Source organism: Bacillus sp. (in: firmicutes), from assembly GCA_017656295.1.
Taxonomy (GTDB): Bacteria; Bacillota; Bacilli; order Bacillales; family JACDOC01; genus JACDOC01.
Map to the genome: position 1 here is coordinate 108,524 of JACDOC010000003.1, position 21,285 is coordinate 129,808.

The window sequence follows — 21,285 nt, forward strand, 5'->3', positions numbered from 1 at the left end:
TTTATGTTAACACAAATTTTAATTATTCCTTGTCTATGGAGGAGTTAAATGAAGAAATGGTTAATAATTTTAGTCGGTTTATTACTTTTATCTAGTTGCGAATCTCAGATTAGCCTTTCTGAAATAAAATTCAAACATCTTCCAATGAATGTTTATACCTATTTTGATCAAGTTCGCCAGTATAATGGAAACTATCTTTATTTTTACGATAAGGACACACTCTATGTTTTCTTTAATCGATATACGGTAATTCAAGGAGAAGAACTGGAATATGTAACAGACGTGCAAGTAGAAGTGGATGGGGAAACCCTATCCATCTATGTTAATCAACAAAAAACGGACGACTATAACCAAAAAACTTTCAATCCCCATGTACTCTATCAATTAAAAGTTAATGCTCCTGTTCATACGATCAAACTTTTTAACAACGGAAAAGAAAGTCACTTCGATGGGGTTTCAGGTAATTAAGTAATTTACATACGGTAGGCTTAGGCATCACTCTTTCTGAAATACTGTTTTGTTGTGTTTGATTTCCCAGGAATAATAAAACCATCCCCACGCTAAAATGCGTAGGGATGGTTTTATTTATTAATAAACAGAAGTATTTTCTTTAGAGATGTTTTCAAGGATTTCTTTGACGCGTTGTAAGAAGCGACCGCAAATTAAGCCGTCAAGGACGCGATGGTCAAGAGACATACATAGGTTCACCATGTCACGAACAGCAATCATACCGTTTGGCATTACAACTGGACGTTTAACAATTGCTTCTACTTGTAAAATTGCCGCTTGTGGGTAGTTGATGATACCCATCGATTGAACAGAGCCGAATGAACCTGTGTTGTTCACCGTGAATGTTCCGCCTTGCATGTCTTCAGATTTTAATGTGCCTGTACGAACTTTATGAGCAAGTTCAGCGATTTCTTTCGCAATGCCTTTGATGGATTTTTCATCGGCATTTTTAATGACTGGTACGTATAAAGCATCTTCTGTCGCAACCGCAATTGAAATATTAATGTCTTTCTTTTGAATAATTTTATCTCCTGCCCACATGGAGTTGATTTGTGGGAATTCTTTTAACGCTTGGGCGACCGCTTTAACGAAGAATGCGAAGTATGTTAAGTTAAAGCCTTCACGCTTCTTGAATTCTGTTTTGATGGAGTCACGATACTCTACTAAGTTGGTTACGTCGACCTCCATCATCGTCCAAGCATGCGGAGCTTCATGCTTACTACGAAGCATATTTGTAGCAATCGCTTTACGAACGCCGGACACTGGAATTTCCACATCTCCAGGAGCGACTGGGATGTTTGGTGCCGGGCTTACTGGCTTCGCTAGTGCCGCTTGTGCCGGTTGAGTTGGTTGAACTTCAGCCTTAGGCGCTTCTTGGACTGGTTGAGCCGCTTCAGCAGGTTTATTTGCTGCTTTTGGAATGTTACCAGACTCAATAATTGCTAAAATGTCTTTACGGGTAATTCGTCCGCCTTTACCTGTACCTTGCACTTGAGAAAGATCAATGCCATGCTCTTGAGACAATTTAAGAACAGCTGGTGAATAACGCGCTTTATTTGGCGTATCCGCTTTTGCCGCTTGGGTAGCTGTTTCTTCTTGTTTTTCTTCTTTCTTCTCTTCAGATGGAGCCGCTTCTGCTGAACCTCCACCTTCTACTTCAATCGTACAGATGACTTCACCTACTGCAAGCGTGTCTCCTTCGTTTGCCACTAATTCTTTAATGACACCTGTAAATGAAGAAGGAACTTCTGCGTTTACTTTATCGGTCATTACTTCAGCGATTGGATCGTATTTATTTACCGCATCTCCAGGAGAGACTAGCCATTTTGTAATCGTACCTTCTGTTACACTCTCACCAAGTTGCGGCATGGTCATTTTTTCTATAGCCACAAGAGAAAACCTCCTTATTTGTTGTCGATATCAGACGATTAAAATTCAGCTAGCTCGCGCATTGCCTTTTCAATCTTATCAGGGTTTACCATGAAGAATTTCTCCATTGTTGGAGCGTATGGCATCGCTGGTACATCTGGACCGGCAAGACGCATAATTGGTGCATCAAGATCAAATAAGCAATGTTCAGCAATAATCGCTGCTACTTCACTCATGACGCTTCCCTCTTTGTTGTCTTCTGTAACTAGAAGCACTTTACCTGTTTTAGAAGCTGCTTCCATTATTGCTTCTTTATCAAGCGGATAGACCGTACGTAAGTCTAAAATGTGTGCTTCAATGCCATCTTGAGCAAGACGTTCTGCTGCTTGTAACGCAAAGTGTACGCATAATCCGTACGTAATGACTGTAATGTCGCTACCTTCACGTTTTACGTCTGCTTTTCCAATTGGTAATACATAATCGTCTTCAGGTACTTCCCCTTTAATTAAGCGGTACGCACGTTTGTGTTCGAAGAAGAGAACAGGATCGTCGTCACGAATCGCCGCTTTTAATAAACCTTTCACATCATAAGGTGTTGAAGGCATAACGATTTTTAATCCAGGTTGGTTCGCAAATATCGCTTCCACTGACTGAGAGTGATAAAGCGCTCCGTGTACACCACCACCATATGGTGCACGAATAACGATTGGACAGTTCCAGTCGTTGTTAGAACGGTAACGGATACGAGCCGCTTCCGAAATAATTTGGTTTACAGCTGGCATGATAAAGTCAGCGAATTGCATTTCAGCGATTGGGCGCATTCCGTACATCGCTGCACCGATCCCTACACCTGCAATTGCTGACTCAGCAAGAGGTGTATCGATCACACGTTCTTCACCAAATTGTTCATATAATCCTTGAGTAGCTTTAAATACCCCACCTTTTTTTCCTACGTCTTCCCCAAGGACAAATACGCGTGGGTCACGTTCCATCTCTTCACGAATAGCCATTGTTACAGCATCAATATAAGAAATTACCGGCATAATTCCTTCCCCCTTACTTCTCAGCGTATACGTACTTTAATGCATGTTCTGGTTCAGCATACGGTGCATTTTCAGCGTAATCCGTTGCTTCATTTACTTTCTTCATAACACGGTCGTTAATTTCTTTTTCTAAGGCGTCATCCATTACACCTACTTCTTTTAAGTAAGCAGCAAATGTAATAATTGGATCTTTTGCTCTTGCTTCTTTTACCTCTTCTTGGTCACGATAGCTACGATCATCATCGTCAGAAGAGTGCGGAGTTAAACGATAAGAAATAGTTTCAATTAATGTAGGACCTTCACCGCGACGTGCACGATCTGCTGCTTCTTTTACGACTTTGTACACTTCTAACGGATCGTTACCATCTACTGTATATCCTGGCATACCATATGCAACTGCACGGTCAGATACTTTTTCACATGCTAATTGCTTTTCAATTGGAACAGAGATCGCATATTTGTTGTTTTCACACATAAAAATAACTGGTAATTTATGAACTCCAGCAAAGTTCGCTCCTTCATGGAAGTCTCCTTGGTTTGAAGAACCTTCACCAAAAGTTACGAATGTAACTAAATCTTTTCCTTCCATTTTACCTGCTAATGCGATACCTACCGCATGAGGCACTTGCGTTGTAACTGGAGAAGATCCTGTGACGATACGATTTTTCTTTTGACCGAAGTGACCTGGCATTTGACGTCCGCCAGAGTTTGGATCTTCTGCTTTCGCAAAGGCAGATAACATTAAATCTGTTGGTGTCATTCCAAATGTTAAAACAACACCCATGTCACGGTAGTACGGTAAAACATAATCTTTTTCACGATCAAGGGCAAACGCTGCACCAACTTGAGCCGCTTCTTGTCCTTGACAAGAAATAACGAAAGGAATTTTACCAGAGCGGTTTAATAACCACATACGCTCGTCTAAACGACGGGCAAGAAGCATCGTTTCATACATTTCTAATACGGTTTCATCGCTTAAACCTAAAGCTTTATGACGATTTTCAGCCATCTTTTAAACCTCCTAATATTTGATTATGTAAGGAGGGAAACGTCCCTCCTAAAACATTATGAATGAATGGCCTTTCCATCAACAGCAAGTGCTGCTTCACCAATAGCCTCGCTTAGCGTTGGGTGTGGGTGAATGGTATGGGCAACTTCCCACGGAGTCGCGTCAAGTACGCGCGCTAATCCAGCTTCAGAAATCATGTCAGTGACGTGTGGACCAATCATATGAACACCTAATATGTCATCTGTGTCTTTATCAGCCACAATTTTTACAAAACCGTCTGATTCTCCGAAGACTAACGCTTTACCAATCGCACGGAACGAGAATTTCCCTACTTTGACATTATGTCCTTTTTCTTTCGATTCTTGTTCCGTTAAACCAACGCTAGCAATTTCAGGGTTGGAATAAATACATTTTGAGACAAGGGTGTAGTCCATTGGATCAGGATTTTCGCCAGCGATATGCTCAACGGCAATAATTCCTTCATGGCTTGCCACGTGAGCAAGCTGAAGACCGCCGATGACGTCGCCAATCGCATAAATGTGCGATTCTTTTGTTTGGAAAAATTCGTTTACCTTAATAAAGCCTTTTTCTACAACAATGTCTGTGTTTTCAAGGCCAATTCCTTCAACGTTCGCTTGTCTGCCGACAGAAACGAGTAATTTTTCCGCAGTGAACTGTTTTTGTTCCCCTTTTACTTCAGCGCTAATTTGAACTTGGCCGTCACCTTTCACTAACGTTTCAGGTAATACTTTTGCATTTGTCACAATCGTGACACCCTTTTTCTTCATGAGACGTTGCATTTCTTTGGAAATTTCGTGGTCCTCCGTTGGAACTATACGGTCTGCATACTCAACCACAGTCACTTCGACCCCAAAGTCTGACAGCATGGATGCCCACTCAATCCCGATAACGCCACCACCAACAATGATGATGGAAGATGGCAATGTTTCGAGTTCTAATGCTTCGTCCGAAGATAGAACGTATTCGCCATCGATATTAAGGCCTGGTAATGTTCGTGGACGGGAACCAGTTGCGATAATAACGTTTTTCGGCACAAGCATTTCATTTTCTTCTCCGTTGTTCATTTCAACAGAAATCGTACCCGGCATTGGTGAGAAGATAGATGGTCCTAAAATACGACCCGTTCCTTCGTATACGTCAATTTTTCCTTTTTTCATTAACGATTGCACACCGGCATGAAGCTGGCTAATGATTTTGTTTTTGCGCTCTTGTACTTTTGCAAAGTCAAGTTTTACATCAGAAGCTACAACACCGAATTCATCACCACGTTTTGTTGTTGCATAGACTTCGGCACTACGTAAAAGCGCTTTACTTGGGATACATCCTTTATGTAAGCACGTACCACCAAGTTTTCCTTTTTCGACAACTGCTGTCTTTAATCCTAATTGTGCCGCACGAATGGCAGCCACATAACCACCTGTTCCGCCACCTAGGATGACTAAATCGTATTCATGTGCCAATTAAGTTTCCTCCTCTTTTTGTTAAACTATCGCTTCGTTACGAACGTTGCCTGGATAATCTTTTACTTTTTCTTCACCTCGAAGAACACGCAATGCACCTTCTGCAAGGGCTTGTAATTCGTTTTCTCCTGGTTGAACGATGACATCAGCAATCCAACTAATTCGATCGCTAATGGATTTAACGAATTCTTTTCCGTATGCGAGTCCACCAGTTAAGATGATAGCATCTACTTTTCCTTCGAGCACCGCACTTGCGGCACCAATTTCTTTGGCAATTTGATACGCCATGGCATCATATACTAGTTTTGCCTTTTCGTCACCTTCTTCAATCATTTTTTCTACTTTGACGGCATCATTTGTACCTAGGTAACCGACAAGACCACCTTGTCCAACAAGCATTTTCATTACTTCATCACGGTAATAGTTGCCGGAGAAGCATAAGTCAACAAGGTCACCTGCAGGAACCGTTCCTGCACGCTCTGGACTGAACGGGCCATCGCCATGAAGACCGTTGTTTACGTCAACGACACGACCTTGTTTATGTGCGCCTACCGTAATACCACCGCCCATATGCGTAACAATTAAATTAACTTCTTCATATTTTTTACCTAATTGTTTCGCCACCCGACGAGCCACTGCTTTTTGGTTTAACGCATGGAAAATACTGCGACGTTCAATTAGCGCAAAACCAGAAATACGAGCAATTGGCTCTAGTTCATCGACAACGACCGGGTCGACAATAAATGATGGAATGTTTAAGCCAGAAGCAATTTCATAAGCAATGATTCCACCAAGGTTAGATGCATGTTGGCCTGCATATCCTTCTCGAAGGTCTTTCAGCATCGCTTCATTAACAGCATACGTACCACCTTCGATTGGGCGTAAAAGACCACCGCGACCACAAACAGCACTTAGCTTATTAATGTTAATACCTTCTTCGTCTAACGTTTCTAAAATGGTATTTTTACGAAATTCATATTGATCGATGATGTTTTGAAACGAATTGATAACGTCCGTATCATGACGAATCGTTTTTTCTAAAATGGCCATATCATTTTCAAATACGCCAATTTTCGTCGACGTAGAACCTGGATTGATGACAAGAATTCGATAGGATTGTTCTTGCACAGTTGTTACCTCCAATATTTTTGTGAAAAGGGAGAACGCCTCGCCAAAACAGGCCAAGCGTTCAACTAATAATGGGATGAATTATCGACGACGGCTTAAAATGTGTTTTCCGTTTTGAAGGAATTGGCTGCGAGATTTGCGCATTCTTTCAATACGCTCTTCTGCCATACGGTCAGCAGCAAGGTAAGTTGGAATACCGTCACGTTTAGCAATTTCGATTACTTTTTCGATGTTGTTATAAATTTGTTCAACTTTCTTCATTGCACGTTCACGGTTATATCCGTAAAGCTCGTCTGCTACGTTAATTACACCACCTGCGTTAATAACATAGTCAGGAGCGTACACAATACCCATTTCATGGATAATATCCCCATGACGCGTTTCTTTTAATTGGTTGTTCGCTGCACCAGCGATTACTTTTGCTTTTAATTGTGGAATCGTTTCATCGTTAATAACAGCACCAAGAGCACATGGCGCGAAAATATCACACTCTTGGCTATAAATATCAGCTGGATCTACCGCTTTTGCACCAAACTCTTCTACGGCACGTTGAACGGCTTCTTTATTGATGTCAGTAACAATTAATTTTGCACCTTCCTCGTGTAAATGACGGCAAAGGTTGTACGCAACGTTACCAACACCTTGTACTGCGATTGTTAACCCTTCAAGAGAGTCTGTGCCAAACGCTTCTTTCGCCGCTGCTTTCATACCGCGGTATACACCGTAAGCTGTAACTGGAGATGGGTTACCAGAAGAACCAAATGCTGGAGAAATACCAGTTACATAGTCCGTTTCTTCATGGATAATATCCATGTCAGCAACTGTTGTTCCTACGTCTTCTGCAGTGATGTAGCGACCGTTTAATCCTTGGATGAAGCGTCCAAACGCACGGAACATTTCTTCGTTTTTATCTTTACGAGGGTCTCCAATGATTACTGTTTTACCGCCACCAAGGTTTAGACCAGCAGCAGCGTTTTTGTATGTCATACCACGAGCAAGACGAAGCGCATCTTCAATCGCTGCTTCTTCAGATTCGTATGTCCACATACGAGTACCACCTAAAGCTGGTCCTAACGTTGTATCGTGAATCGCGATAATTGCTTTTAATCCAGATTGTTCATCTTGACAAAAGACTAATTGTTCGTAATCGTATTTTTCCATATACTCAAAAATTTTCATATGAAGGTCCTCCCTTATTTCTTTTCGATATTATTTTGAAGCTGAACAAATTGCCAGCGCTAATGAATACAATTTACTTTCAGCACTGTCTGCACGTGAAGTTAACACGATTGGCGCTTTTGCTCCAGCGATGACAGCACCAACTTTTGCTTTGGCAAAGTAAATTAATGATTTGTATAACGCATTTCCTGTTTCAATGTTCGGAACAAGTAAAATATCAGCATGTCCTGCTACATCGCTTTTAATTCCTTTATGTTCAGCTGCTTCCACCGATACAGCATTATCAAGGGCTAATGGTCCATCGATGATGCAGTTTGGAATTTGTCCGCGTTTGTTCATTTGAGTCAAAGCTGCTGCATCCAACGTAGCCTGCATGGCAGGGTTGACAACTTCAACAGCCGCAATCGGAGCAACTTTTGGTGTATCAATTCCAATCGCCCGTGCGATGTTTACAGCATTGTTTGCGATTTGAGCCTTTTGCTCTAAGTCTGGGGCAATATTCATCGCCGCATCCGTTACAATGGTGAAACGATCGTAACCTGGTACTTCAAAAACAGCGACATGTGATAAAACATTCCCTGTTCTTAAGCCCCATTCTTTATTTAGTACCGCTTTTAAAATAACAGCGGTTGGTACGTGACCTTTCATTAACGCATTTGCTTCATTATTACGAACAGCTTTTACGGCTAATTCAGCTGCTTCTGCACTCGAATTCGCATGAACAATCTTGATTGCTTCATTGTCCATTAAAATCGGTGCATGTTCTTGAAGTAGTTGTTTCGTCTTTTCTTCATTTCCAAAGAGAAGAAAACGACCAAGATTTTTTTCAACAGCGAGCGATACTGCTTCAATGACTTCTGCATCTTCTGCAGCTGCCACCGCTACTGTCGTGCGTTCAAGTTGGGTTGCTTTTTCGAGTAATGCTTCCAGTTTCATGTATGCTGCCTCAACCCTTTCTTCATTTGAATTCCAACACCATTTATTTAATATGCAAAAAGCGTGCCAACTTTCATTTTATGAAAACGCTTCATTTTTTAACTTTTTCTATCGTGCAATTTTTTGCATGTATGAAATTCATTGCATGTCATTCATTGCAATGCCAAACTTTTCAAGCTTGTAATACAGATTTCGGACTGAAATTCCCAATTGTTTGGCAGTAGCTGTTTTATTACCTTTATTTTGTTCCAAAACTTGTTGAATAATCTTTTTTTCGTATTCTTGCAATAAATCGTTTAAATTTTTACTTTCGTCACTTGTCATTGGTGTCGATTCGAAGGGCTCTTGGTCACGTTTCGGTACAAGCACCGGTAAATGCTTTGGTTCAATCCATGTTTCATGGTAATTCATAAATATAATGGCCCTTCCTAAAATATTTTCTAATTCACGAACGTTTCCTGGCCAATCGTACGCCATTAAAATTTCCATTGCTGCCTGACTAACTCCTTCGACATTGCGGCCATAGTCTTGGTTGATTTTTTGAATCAGCCTCTCACACAATAACGGAATATCTTCTTTCCGTTTACGTAATGGCGGAATTTGAATTGGCATCCTATTTAAGCGGTAATATAAATCTTCTCGAAACGTACCGTTAGCAATCCCTTTTTCAAGATTTACGTTAGTAGCAGCGATAATACGTACGTTGATCGGAATTGGCTTTGTTCCACCGACTCGCACAATTTCGTTTTCTTGGAGCACACGCAACAGTTTTGCTTGTGTATTGGAGCTTAATTCTCCAATTTCGTCTAAAAAAATGCTGCCATTGTTAGCCTCTTCAAAAAGCCCACGTTTCCCTCCACGTTTTGCACCAGAAAAGGCACCTTCTTCATAACCAAACAATTCGCTTTCAAGAAGAGTTTCGGAGATAGCTGCACAGTTGACGCGAACGAATTTATTATATTTCCGATCACTGGCATTATGAATAGCATGAGCAAACAGTTCTTTTCCCGTTCCAGATTCTCCTCTTAATAAAACCGTCGCCGGCGTTTTTGCCCCAAGTTTCGCTTGTTCGATCGCTAGCTTCATTTCTTCTGCTTCGCCGATAATATCATCAAATGAGTATTTCGCTTCTAAGTTACGAATAATGCGTTTCGCTCGGTCTAACTCCTTTGTTAACGCTTGAATTTCAGACATGTCATGAATAACACCGACGCTTCCTTTTAGTTTTCCATTCACAATAATCGGAGCGACGTTGACGACTACTTCTTTTTTCTTTGGTCCAACCCGCATTTTCACCCCACGTACAGGACGTCTCGTTTGGAGAACTTTCATATGCATACTTTCCCCTTCGGAAATATCTGCAGTAGCTGGTTTACCGATGACTTGTTCTTGAGTTAATCCTGTAATTCTTGTGTAGGCTGGGTTAATTAATATTCCTCGCCCATGTTCATCGACAACGGAAATGGCATCGTCACTAGAATGAATAATCGCCTCAAGCATTGTTTGAATTTCTTTTAAGTTTGTTAGCTCTTCAGCTAAATTTACCACCTCGGTAATATCTTTAAAAACGGAAAACGCACCTATTAATTCATCATTTTCTCCGACAATCGGGATGCGCGTCGTAATAATTTTCACTCCATTATCAAGTACGAGCTCTTGGTTCATTTCTTTCCGTCTTGTTTCTAACACTCGCGGAAGACCGCTAGTTGGAATAATATCTAAAATATATCTCCCAATCGCTTCTTCTTGCCGCACACCTATTATCCGTTCAGCGCTTTTATTAAATAAAAGGATTTTTCCGTCGCGATTAATTCCGACCATGCCGTCGCTGGTCGAATTAAAAATTAAATCTTGACGATACGACTGGGCTTTTAATTCGGAAATCAATTCTTTTTTCTCTTCCATCAATTGCGCTATTAAATAAGCCACACTTCCAGGAATTAATACCGTATCTTTATGCCGAGCGTCACGGATTTCTTTAAATACTTGTTCGTCCCCCGTTACTTCAACTACAATGTCAATATCTTTTGTTAAAAATGGACGCCAATCTGTTCCCGTTGGCACCCCTTCTTTTTTTGCCAGTTGAATCCCTTCTGCTTCAGGATTAATATCAACGATGGCTGCAATTTCCATGACAGCGGTTTCTTTTAAAATTTTATAAATCGCACGACCACCTTTTCCTCCACCAACAACGAGTACTTTTTGCAAAATCTTTCTCCTCCTACCCAAGAGCATTGCAACTTTTTTCATATTAATATTTAAACAAAAATCGAGTTGCTTGACAATTTGAAAAGTTACGATATGATGGCTATGTAGACAATGTGAAGGAGAATCAACATATGGTGCGGTTACTAGCGTTACTTATATTATTGATTCCAGGAATTATGGCTGCCTATGGAATCAAATGGATGCGTGATACCGTTTTTGGCATCATGTCTTCGCCATTTCCGTTTTTATGGTTACAATTTCTAGCTGGTCTCGTATTTTTTATCGTCGGGCTCGGCTTTATCGGCGGATTTATTTTGCATCGTGACCGCAAACGCGGAAAAGTACAACAACGCTTTCAAAAAAAATAAAGCATCCATCCTACTGCGGATGGATGTTCTTTGTTTGCCAATCGTTATATACTTTTTTTGCTTTGACAGGATCGTCTGTAAAAATAGCAGAACAACCAACGCGATAGAGACGAATCATTTCCTTTTCATCGTTCACCGTATAAGGTCTAACTTCAATCCCGTTTTTTAAAGCGGTGATAACGATTTCGTCAGGACATACTTTTACATTCGGATGCATACTTGTTGCATGAATGGACGATGCGTACACCCAAGGCATGTATAACCCTTCTGAATAAAGCGGTGCAATCTGGATTTGCGGACATAGGCGATATACATAAACAATGGCGTAATGATTAAAAGAGGAGATAATAACTCGATCGAACAAATCGTATTGTTGTACGAGCTCTACAACCTTTTCTTCTAATTCTCCTCCCGTATTCGAATGATTTTTCAGTTCAATAATACATACTAGCGAATTGGTTTTTATCCAGGTAAAAACTTCTTTTAATGTAGGGATGGTAGCGTTTCGATTCGTTTTGGCATGAAATGATTGAAGTTGTTCGACGGTCAACTCATTGACGCGTCCTTTCCCATTCATCGTTCGATCGATGGTAAAATCATGGATGACAACGACTTCACCGTCTTTCGATAGCTGTACATCGAGCTCAATTCCGTCTGCGCCCACCTTCTCAGCCGCTTGAAAAGCTACCATTGTATTTTCCGGATATTTGGCACTATATCCACGATGAGCAAAAATTTTGGTCACAAATGTCACATCCTTATTCCAACAATAGTTTTCCTTCCGCTACATAATATGTACCTTTGACAACGGAATTGAGTTGCTTATAGGTCGATTTTAATTTTAAAACGGTTTGCGGAAATGCTTGTCGACCGATTACGACTTGTCCTTCTCCTTTTATTTTCAAAAGCTCTTCAAACTTTTTACGTTGATTATTTAATTCATATAGTTTAGCAATCATTTTTTCTAATTCATCTTTTTGTACTTCAAATAATTTGCGCTGCTGGTCCGTCATTTGTGGTAACGAAGAACTTCTCGTTTCAATCATTTTTCTTTTTTGTTCTACTTTTTCCATGACTTCTTTGTACATCATTAAGATGTGTTTATAATCTATCTTCAGTTTTGATTTGTCAAAACCATGAACGATAATTTCGGTCTTTATTTCAGATTTGTTTCCAATTGTTCCTGATGTAACCATATATTTCGCTTCAGCTTTTCCCCCGATGATTTGCCCTCGGCGTTCATCTACATGAATACGTTCAGCTTGTAACTGACACCCAATAGCTGACGAGCCGATATATATACTGTTTGCGGCCACAAGCTTACATTCATGAGCGTGTTTGACAAAAATGTTGGTTCCCGCTTCTACGGTTGTTGCCTCGTTACCGAAAATGCCTCCTTTTATAAACACGTCTCCGCGTAGGGAAGAAATTTTTCCACAATTACTAACTCCTATTGGACTTAATATGGAGATGTCCTTTTCCGCCACCACACAATAGCCTGGTTGAATGGTTCCTTGAATCGTAATACTTCCATTAAACTCAATGTTCCCAGTTTCTACACCAACGTCGCCTTTAATATATAGATGGGAGCCGACCGTAATTTTTCCATCACGATATTCGACGATGCCATCGATTTTGGCTTTTATGACGGAAATTTCATTTTCTTTGTATTCAAAAATAGAGTTCACATCATAGCGAAGCGGGACATCACGTCCTGCTGGCGCTGGAACAACTTGCCCACGGATGGTCATTCCTGGTCTCCCTTCTGTCGGAGGTGTTTTTTCCCCTAACCAATCCCCTTTTTTTACTTCCTTGAAAAAGTTCAGGTCAAAAAAATCTGCCCGTCCGTCTTCTTTAATACTTGGCTTTCGATCAGGGACTTCAATCAGCCGGATTTTAGCATCCTCTCCCTTTTGAGGAGGTGTGCCTTTAGCGATAATTATCCATTCATTCGGTTTTAGCTGGTCTTTAATTACATCATGAAGAATTCCGTGATTTATCTGTTCTTCTTCCAACGTTTGATAAACTTTATCAACAAATCGAGATCGTTCTTCTTCAAAATCATCGTCCGAACAATAAATGATCACTGAAGCTTCCATTTCATCTTTTGAGACGAAGAGTTCGACTTCATTTTTTAATTGACCGATATGTATATCATTTGTTAAACCTTCTTCGAGCGCTTTTTTTAAAGGTAGAAAATGAGTAATGTGAATCCGGGGATGCTGTTTTATAATTTCATTCATCTCTTTGATTGGAAACCCTTTCTTTTCAACCCGGATAAATAGCTCATTCTGTTGATTGGCCCATATGTAAAAGTAATCATTTTGAACGAGATTCATACCCCTTTCTCCCTTCTGCGGCCCCTTTAAGGACACAAATCGCACCCTCCCTAAAAATTATATAGGTTTTTTCATAGTGAAAACAAGACAAATAAGTTATTGTATCAAAACATGTAAATTATATGCAATTCAGCTTCTCGTGCCACACAACGCAAGTTGTCAACATAATATTTCCTCTTCCTTGATGTATTTCACCTTCATCATCCAAATATTCCATCCTTATTCATTGATTAGAGCAGTATTTTATATAGGCTTTTTTCCATATAGGACAGGCATACATTTTATCATTAATGGACTAGCATCCATTACGTTTGTCCACAGGACGAATAAACTGATAGTGAATCGGACATGCATGGTCAATCAACTAAGTAAGAAGAAAGGAAGGAATATAAATGGATGTCCAAATACCTTTGGTATTCTTCGTCTTCCTTATGACGATGGGCGTTATTTTTTGGAGACCTGCGGGGATGAATGAGGCATGGCCTGCTTCCATTGGTGCAGGGGTCATTTTAATAATGGGTATTGTCTCAAAGGAAGACATCATCGATATTATCAATAAAATTGGTGGTGCTTCGTTAACAATCATGGCCACCATTGTAATGGCTGTTATCTTAGAAAGTTTCGGCTTTTTCCATTGGGCAGCCACTCGACTCATTCGTTTAGCGAACGGGTCTGGCTATCGATTATATTGGTACATTCAACTGCTCTGTTTTTTAATGACCCTTTTATTTAATAATGATGGAAGTATTCTAATTACGACTCCGTTACTTATTTTACTACTAAGAAATCTCGGGTTAAAACCTTATGTACAAATTCCTTATTTATTAAGCGGAGCATTGATTGCTACAGCTTCTAGTGCTCCAATTGGCGTCAGCAATATCGTCAATTTAATCGGTTTGGAAATCGTTCAAATGTCTCTTTATATGCAAACAGCAATGATGTTTGTACCGGCTACCCTAGGATTGTTATTTATGTCATGGTTCATGTTTCTTGTCATAAAGAAAAAACTACCAAAAACTTTACCAACCAGTATTTATGATATCGAGGAGACATTTTTTACGAAACATTTTCACCCGTTGAAAGGAACAATATCTGTTACAACGAAGCAAAAACGAATAAGATTGATGATGAAAATATTAATGTTTGTCTTTTTCCTTCGTTGTCTCCTTTTTGTAGCATCCTTTTTTGGAATTCCAATAGAAATTATCGCTATTCTAGGATCAGTTGTTTTACTAGGGTGGAGATGGTATTATTTACGGACCACACCAGTAGATATATTGAAAAAAACCCCATGGCATATTTTAATCTTTGCTTTTTCGATGTATGTGATAATTTATGGTTTGCATAACATCGGCTTAACCGCCTGGCTTGTAACAATTTTTGAACCGGTGGTACATGAAGGATTATTTTTTGCAAGCGTTATGATGGGAGGGCTCATTTCTATCCTATCTAATGTTTTTAACAATCATCCGGCGTTAATGATAGGAACATTTACGTTAACCGAATTAGGGCTTGACCCAATTACAATTCAAACCATCTATTTAGCTACTATAATTGGGAGCGATATGGGTTCTTTATTATTACCGATTGGTACACTTGCCTCGCTTATATGGATGCACATATTAAGGCAGCATAAAATTAAAGTCACTTGGGGCGATTATTTAAGCGTGTCACTCATAGTGATTCCCATCTCAACAATGGTAACATTGTGTCTTCTCTATTATTGGGTTCATCTCGTCTTTGTTTAACGTAGAAGTCGGTTTATTGAAGTATAGTATCAGACGTCTTTTTTAAGACGTCTTTGTTTACATAAAAACCCTTTACCATTCTCTTGGTATAAATTGAACAGGAATGCAGCGGTTTTTCATTGTCCATGATGGGTTCTATAAGGATACAATCCTGAAATAATCATTTTCCATAATCATACAAAACGCCCCCTTACTCACCGTTTGTATGAACGGTAAATAAAGAGGCGTTAATTTTCGGTAACTGATTGTGATATCTTTCGGATATTTATCGGGAAGTACCGTATCCCCCCACCGTCACTTACCCTCTCAACTCGCCCGATGCTCCAAGCGTAATTTATCAGCGACCATCGCGATGAATTCAGAGTTCGTTGGTTTAGCTTTCGACATGCTGACGGTGTAGCCAAATAAGGAAGAAATCGATTCGATGTTGCCGCGGCTCCAGGCAACTTCAATGGCATGACGAATAGCCCGTTCGACACGGCTGGCAGTTGTATTGTATTTTTTCGCGATATCTGGATACAACACTTTCGTAATAGAACCTAATAGCTCAATGTCGTTATACACCATGGAAATCGCTTCACGTAAGTATAAATATCCTTTAATATGTGCCGGTACACCAATTTCGTGAATAATACTTGTAATACTTGCATCCAAATTTTTTGGTTTTTCTTCCGAAGAGGATCTAACAGTTGATGGGGTTGATTTTTTTAATACGTTACTCGATTTGTTGCTAACTTGACGAATATGGTTCGCTAAGCTTTCCATATCAAATGGTTTTAAAATAAAGTAAGATGCCCCCAATTCAACCGCTTTCTTTGTCACATCTTCTTGGCCGAACGCGGTAAGCATAATGACATAAGGCATTGGCGTATCCAGTTCACGTATTTTTTCTAAGACGGCTAGACCATCTAAATGTGGCATAATAATATCCAAAACTAAGACGTCTGGATTCGTTTGTTCTAACAAATTCAGGCAATCTTGACCATTGTAGGCGGTCCCTATCACTTCCATATCTTTTTGGGAAGACAAATATTCTTCCAATAGTGCAACAAGTTCCCGATTATCATCAACCACGCACACTTTTAATTTCTTCACTGGATTTCCTCCTCAAATTCAATCGTTCTTTATTATCTATGATATGAGTTCTTTTCTAAGAAAAAATTCGACAAATGTTCATAAATTCCTTTTATGAATCCTAATTTCATTCATCATTATTTTTCTTGCTTTTTCATCACAATTCGACGTCAAGCCTTTTTATTTTGTTAATGTCGAAAAATCTTTACATCTATTGTAACAAAGAACGATGAAAAGAGAAACAGGCGAACCTCTCGCCTGTTATCCTGCTTGATCTACTTTTTCGTAAATATCGATTCCTGCTTCATTTAACATCCATTCAATATGAACTCCATAACCAGATGTTGGATCATTGACAAATACATGGGTAACTGCCCCAATTAACTTTCCATCTTGAATGATCGGACTACCACTCATTCCCTGAACAATACCACCCGTTTTTTCTAATAATTTCGGATCGGTAATTTTAATGACCATTCCTTTAACGGCAGGGAATTTTTGTGGAATTGTGCTGACAATTTCGATTTCGTACTCTTCTACTTCATCCCCATCGACAACCGTTAAAATTTTCGCTTTTCCTTTTTTAACTTCATGCGATAATGCGATCGGAATTGGTTTGTCTAATATTCCGTTTTTTAACGTGGTTTCTAAGGTCCCAAAAATTCCGAACGGACTATTGCGTTGGATATTCCCAATAATTTCTCTGTCCGTAGAAAATTTCGCTAACTTTTCACCAGGGTTTCCGTTGATTCCTTTTTCAATGGACGTGACCGTTGATCGTACAATTTGACCATCTTTTACGATAATCGGTTTTTTTGTATCCATATCTGAAATGACATGTCCTAAAGCACCATATTTTTTCGTTTTCGGATCATAAAACGTCATCGTCCCGATACCTGCTGCTGAATCTCGTATATACAACCCTAATTTATACGTTTCGTCTTTTTGATCTTTCACCGGGGAGACTTCGGTTGAAATTTTCTTTTGATTCCGTTGAATTCCTATTTGTAATACTTTCCCACTGGTGCCAGCGTCTTGAACGAATGAAGCGACTTCCGACATGTTTTCGATTTTCTTTCCATTAATTTCGGTAATGATATCACCGACTTTTATTCCTGCTGTTTCGCCTGGAGATATTTTCCCATGTTCTCCTTCAACTAAGTGATGACCGACAACAAGAACACCGAGGCTATTTAATTTCACCCCAATGGACTGTCCCCCTGGAATGACTTTAAAATCTTTTAGAACTTCAACATTTACTTTTTTAATTGGAAATCCTGCAAGTTCAAAAATGATCTCATCTTGTCCATGTTTCGTCCCTTTAATCGTGGTTACGTGATCATTATTGTGAACGGTCATGCTGTTCGTTTTATTTGCCATTTCTGTGGAAACAGGCTTCGATATTGGAAGGGTATATTCTTGACCTTCAAACATGGTGATATTATGAGGAATGCTTAAATATTGTTGTACAGGCTTCAAAAAACCAATCACACTAAAAGAAACAAGGAGAATTCCACCAATCACTTTTCGTATGACATCCCAATTCAACTTTTTCACTCTCCTCGCTTCTAGTCCACATCACACTACAACTGATGGCTACAATATTAATTTAGCCCGGAAAAGTTATTATTATAACTAGATGGACTCGAAAAAAGCTCCCCTAATTGGTTAAGAATAACAGGACAGTAGTAAAAAAATGGAATATAAAAACCATCCACATCTAAAAACAGATGTGGATGGTTATCTGTTATTTCTCTTTCAATGCAACTGCTTGATCAAGCAGTTCTTTGGCATGTTGTTTCGTGACATCCGTTATTTCAACTCCGGAAATCATCCGACCGATTTCTTTAATTCTTTCGTCCCCATGCAATGGCTGAACCGAGGTAAATGTTCGTCCATCTTTCGTTTCCTTTGATATAAATAAATGGGTATCAGCCATAGCAGCGACTTGTGGTAAATGAGAAATACAAAGCACTTGGGAATGAACAGAAACTTGATGAATTTTTTCAGCAATCGCTTGGGCTACTCTTCCACTTACTCCTGTATCCACTTCGTCAAAAATAATTGAAGTGACCCCTTGGTGTTTGGAGAAAATGGTTTTTAAAGCAAGCATAATGCGTGATAATTCTCCGCCAGAAGCCACCTTTGATAAAGGTTTTAACGGCTCACCAGGGTTGGTGGATATGTAAAACTCAACATCGTCTATCCCTAATTTTGTAAAAGATGTTTCGTCCCATGGATGAAACGTTACTTTAAATACAGTTTTCTCCATATATAACTGCTTTAACTCTTGATGAATATGATTGGTTAAAATTTCAGCCCATTTTTGACGTAAATGACTTAAATGTCGTGCTTCAAGTAACAGATCTTCTTCTAATTGAACGAGTTCTTTTTTAATTTCCTCAATATGCGTTTCTCTATTCGTAATGGTTTCAATTTCTTCCTCAATTTTTGCACCATATTCTAAAATATCTTCAATCGTTGGTCCGTATTTACGCTTTAATTGGTTTATTTCATTTAAACGGGATTCAATATAATTAATTCGCTCTTCATCAAATTCCAGTAAATCTTTTTGTCCACTCAATTCCCTCGCCGCATCTTCAAGCATGTAAAAACAATTTGAAACGGATTCGAATAGTGATTCATATTGGGCATCAATTTCTGCAGCTGTTTCTAGGTGACTCATCGCTAAGCCAATCCAATCGATCCCTTTTTGTTCCCCAAGCAACGCTTCGGTACTTGTTTGCAATGCTTCATGTAACTTTTCAAAGTTCATCAAACGCTTTTTTTCTTCTAGTAATTCTTCATCTTCATGAAGTTGTAATTGGGCGTTTTGTATCTCATTCCATTGAAATTGAATTAAATCAAGGCGATGGGCCATTTGTTGCTCATTTTCGGTTAAGGAAGCAAGCTTCTTTTTCGTCTGTTCGTAGCGTTGATAAATTTCTTCGTAACGCTTCCACGCTGGGAAAATTTCTTCATAGCCGAATTGGTCGAGCAAATGGATATGCATCGCCTCATTCATTAATTCTTGATGTTCATGTTGTCCATGAATATCTACAAGGGTAGCGCCAATTTCACGTAATGTTGAAATCGTGACTAACTTTCCGTTTACTCGACAGACGCTTTTACCTTGAGCTGATATTTCTCGTCGAAGAATGACCATTCCATCTTCAGCTTCTAAACCAAATTCGTTTAATTTCTTGTAGCAAGGATGCTCTTCATCATCTAACCAAAATAAGCCTTCAATTTCGGCCTTTTTTTCTCCATAACGAACAAATTCAGAAGAACCTCGTCCTCCAACAAGCAAATGAATGGCATCAATTATAATGGACTTACCGGCACCTGTTTCACCTGTTAGCACCGTCAAACCCTTCTCAAATGTAATAGCCAATGCATCAATAATGGCAAAGTTTTTGATGGATAATTCTTGAAGCAACAACGCTCACCTCGAAATTACAGCATGTCTAAGAACCGTTCTGAAAGCACTTTTGTATCTTCCGGTGTCCGACAAATAATTAAACAAGTGTCGTCTCCACAAATCGTTCCAAGAATTTCGTCCCAGTCTAAATTATCAATTAACGCTCCAATCGCGTTAGCATTTCCTGGTAACGTTTTCATGACAAGCAAGTGACCGGCCGAATCAATTTTTACAAAGGCGTCTGTTAACGCACGTTTTAGTTTTTGTAGAGGATTAAATCGTTGGTCGGCAGGCAAACTATATTTATAACGTCCATCATTTAACGGAACTTTCACTAAATGTAACTCCTTAATATCGCGTGAAACGGTCGCTTGGGTAACATTAAACCCTGCTGCTTTTAATCGCTCAACTAATTCGTCTTGTGTCTCAATTTCATGATTGGCGATAATTTCCCGAATTTTGATGTGACGTTGACCTTTATTCATGTTTTTACACCTCATTGTGTTTAAATTGTCCAGTTGAATAAATATACTTCTACGTTTATATTAGCCTATTTTCCTCTAATTGTACACGACTTCGAAAAGAATCTTTTTCCAATAAGAAGAGGATCCAAGCAAGACGCTGGACCCTACCTACTAGGCTTTTTTTAATTCTTCGTGTGCTTGACGCACGATTTCTTCGATACGCGTTGAATCGAATCCGTTTTCTGAACTAGTTCCTCTCATTTCCCCGTTCCAGCGGAGATGGGCAAGAAATTCGATGTTTCCGTCTCCACCTGTAATCGGTGAAAATGACAGTCCTTCGACGGAAAAGCCTTCGTGTTGAGCAAACGTTAAAATTTTATTTAACACTTCTTCATGCACTTTCGGATCGCGCACAATCCCTTTTTTCCCAACTTGTTCTTTTCCTGCCTCAAACTGTGGCTTAATTAATGCAATGACATCACTTTGAGGAACAAGTAGTTGTTTTAACACAGGTAATATAAGCGTTAATGAAATAAAGGAAACGTCTATGGTGGCAAAGTTTGGCATTGGACCGTCTAAATCAGCTGGAGTGACGTAACGGAAGTTGGTTCTTTCCATCACTTTGACGCGTGAATCTTGGCGTAACTTCCATGCCAACTGATTATAGCCAACGTCAATGGCATAGCTCATTTCTACTCCGTTTTGCAATGCACAATCGGTAAATCCACCAGTTGAAGATCCAATGTCGATCATAATTTTTCCTTTTGGATCAACATCAAAAACTTGGAGTGCTTTTTCGAGTTTAAGCCCTCCTCGACTAACATACGGTATGACATTTCCTTTTATCTCAAGCGGAATATCTATACTCACTTTTTCTCCAGGTTTTTCGAGTCGTTCTTCTTTCGTATAAACAAGCCCAGCCATGATGGCTCGCTTTGCTTTTTCTCTTGATTCAAACAATCCTCTTTCAACTAGTAATACATCTAATCTCTCTTTCTTTCCACTCATC

Annotated in this window: 18 protein-coding genes; 3 read left to right on the forward strand and 15 right to left on the reverse strand. The window is 39.5% G+C overall.

The genetic code is table 11. From position 1 onward, the window contains the following. The first annotated feature begins 48 nt into the window (after nucleotides 1-48). Nucleotides 49-468, forward strand: coding sequence for a hypothetical protein (locus tag H0Z31_04600; GenBank protein MBO8176722.1), 420 nt, complete (start codon nucleotides 49-51; stop codon nucleotides 466-468). 120 nt (nucleotides 469-588) lie between these two features. Here the strand turns inward: H0Z31_04600 and H0Z31_04605 are convergent, their stop codons facing one another. The 8 genes from H0Z31_04605 to H0Z31_04640 all read right to left on the reverse strand — a co-directional run bounded on the left by H0Z31_04605 (nucleotide 589) and on the right by H0Z31_04640 (nucleotide 10,862). After that, complete coding sequence (locus H0Z31_04605) at nucleotides 589-1,899, reverse strand: 2-oxo acid dehydrogenase subunit E2 (protein ID MBO8176723.1); 1,311 nt, start codon at nucleotides 1,897-1,899, stop codon at nucleotides 589-591. Between the two features lie 38 nt (nucleotides 1,900-1,937). Further along, entirely contained in the window at nucleotides 1,938-2,921 is a 984-nt protein-coding gene (locus tag H0Z31_04610) for an alpha-ketoacid dehydrogenase subunit beta (GenBank protein ID MBO8176724.1), read from the reverse strand. Between the two features lie 13 nt (nucleotides 2,922-2,934). Next, complete coding sequence (locus tag H0Z31_04615; protein MBO8176725.1) at nucleotides 2,935-3,930, reverse strand: thiamine pyrophosphate-dependent dehydrogenase E1 component subunit alpha; 996 nt, start codon at nucleotides 3,928-3,930, stop codon at nucleotides 2,935-2,937. A gap of 56 nt (nucleotides 3,931-3,986) precedes the next feature. Next, nucleotides 3,987-5,411, reverse strand: a complete 1,425-nt coding sequence (gene lpdA / locus H0Z31_04620) for a dihydrolipoyl dehydrogenase (GenBank protein ID MBO8176726.1) — start codon at nucleotides 5,409-5,411, stop codon at nucleotides 3,987-3,989. Between the two features lie 21 nt (nucleotides 5,412-5,432). Then, nucleotides 5,433-6,539 carry a butyrate kinase gene (locus H0Z31_04625; protein MBO8176727.1) on the reverse strand — a complete coding sequence of 369 codons (1,107 nt, stop codon included), beginning with the start codon at nucleotides 6,537-6,539 and terminating at the stop codon, nucleotides 5,433-5,435. An 81-nt stretch (nucleotides 6,540-6,620) separates the two neighbouring features. Then, the gene (locus tag H0Z31_04630) at nucleotides 6,621-7,718 is read right to left on the reverse strand and encodes a Glu/Leu/Phe/Val dehydrogenase (GenBank protein MBO8176728.1); all 1,098 of its coding nucleotides are present in this window, start codon (nucleotides 7,716-7,718) and stop codon (nucleotides 6,621-6,623) included. 30 nt (nucleotides 7,719-7,748) lie between these two features. Continuing rightward, nucleotides 7,749-8,654 carry a phosphate butyryltransferase gene (yqiS, locus tag H0Z31_04635; GenBank protein MBO8176729.1) on the reverse strand — a complete coding sequence of 302 codons (906 nt, stop codon included), beginning with the start codon at nucleotides 8,652-8,654 and terminating at the stop codon, nucleotides 7,749-7,751. A 138-nt stretch (nucleotides 8,655-8,792) separates the two neighbouring features. Then, nucleotides 8,793-10,862 carry a sigma 54-interacting transcriptional regulator gene (locus H0Z31_04640; GenBank protein ID MBO8176730.1) on the reverse strand — a complete coding sequence of 690 codons (2,070 nt, stop codon included), beginning with the start codon at nucleotides 10,860-10,862 and terminating at the stop codon, nucleotides 8,793-8,795. Between the two features lie 131 nt (nucleotides 10,863-10,993). Here H0Z31_04640 and H0Z31_04645 point away from each other — a divergent pair, with 131 nt between their 5' ends. Beyond that, nucleotides 10,994-11,230, forward strand: a complete 237-nt coding sequence (locus H0Z31_04645; GenBank protein MBO8176731.1) for a DUF2627 domain-containing protein — start codon at nucleotides 10,994-10,996, stop codon at nucleotides 11,228-11,230. A 10-nt stretch (nucleotides 11,231-11,240) separates the two neighbouring features. Here the strand turns inward: H0Z31_04645 and H0Z31_04650 are convergent, their stop codons facing one another. After that, nucleotides 11,241-11,975 (reverse strand): glycerophosphodiester phosphodiesterase, encoded by a 735-nt coding sequence (locus H0Z31_04650; protein MBO8176732.1) that lies wholly within the window; start codon nucleotides 11,973-11,975, stop codon nucleotides 11,241-11,243. A 13-nt stretch (nucleotides 11,976-11,988) separates the two neighbouring features. After that, complete coding sequence (locus H0Z31_04655; GenBank protein MBO8176733.1) at nucleotides 11,989-13,569, reverse strand: DUF342 domain-containing protein; 1,581 nt, start codon at nucleotides 13,567-13,569, stop codon at nucleotides 11,989-11,991. 392 nt (nucleotides 13,570-13,961) lie between these two features. Between H0Z31_04655 and H0Z31_04660 the strand changes: the two genes are divergently transcribed. Continuing rightward, nucleotides 13,962-15,317 (forward strand): arsenic transporter, encoded by a 1,356-nt coding sequence (locus H0Z31_04660; GenBank protein ID MBO8176734.1) that lies wholly within the window; start codon nucleotides 13,962-13,964, stop codon nucleotides 15,315-15,317. 306 nt (nucleotides 15,318-15,623) lie between these two features. On the opposite strand, the gene spo0A is transcribed toward H0Z31_04660, so the two are convergent. The 5 genes from spo0A to H0Z31_04685 all read right to left on the reverse strand — a co-directional run bounded on the left by spo0A (nucleotide 15,624) and on the right by H0Z31_04685 (nucleotide 21,284). Next, the gene (gene spo0A, locus H0Z31_04665; GenBank protein MBO8176735.1) at nucleotides 15,624-16,412 is read right to left on the reverse strand and encodes a sporulation transcription factor Spo0A; all 789 of its coding nucleotides are present in this window, start codon (nucleotides 16,410-16,412) and stop codon (nucleotides 15,624-15,626) included. 240 nt (nucleotides 16,413-16,652) lie between these two features. Then, nucleotides 16,653-17,939, reverse strand: a complete 1,287-nt coding sequence (gene spoIVB / locus H0Z31_04670; protein ID MBO8176736.1) for a SpoIVB peptidase — start codon at nucleotides 17,937-17,939, stop codon at nucleotides 16,653-16,655. A 199-nt stretch (nucleotides 17,940-18,138) separates the two neighbouring features. Further along, nucleotides 18,139-19,830 (reverse strand): DNA repair protein RecN, encoded by a 1,692-nt coding sequence (gene recN, locus H0Z31_04675; protein ID MBO8176737.1) that lies wholly within the window; start codon nucleotides 19,828-19,830, stop codon nucleotides 18,139-18,141. A gap of 17 nt (nucleotides 19,831-19,847) precedes the next feature. Beyond that, nucleotides 19,848-20,297 (reverse strand): transcriptional regulator ArgR, encoded by a 450-nt coding sequence (gene argR / locus H0Z31_04680; protein MBO8176738.1) that lies wholly within the window; start codon nucleotides 20,295-20,297, stop codon nucleotides 19,848-19,850. Nucleotides 20,298-20,447: 150 nt separating this feature from the next. Then, nucleotides 20,448-21,284 carry a TlyA family RNA methyltransferase gene (locus tag H0Z31_04685; protein ID MBO8176739.1) on the reverse strand — a complete coding sequence of 279 codons (837 nt, stop codon included), beginning with the start codon at nucleotides 21,282-21,284 and terminating at the stop codon, nucleotides 20,448-20,450. Between the last annotated feature and the right edge of the window lies 1 nt (nucleotide 21,285).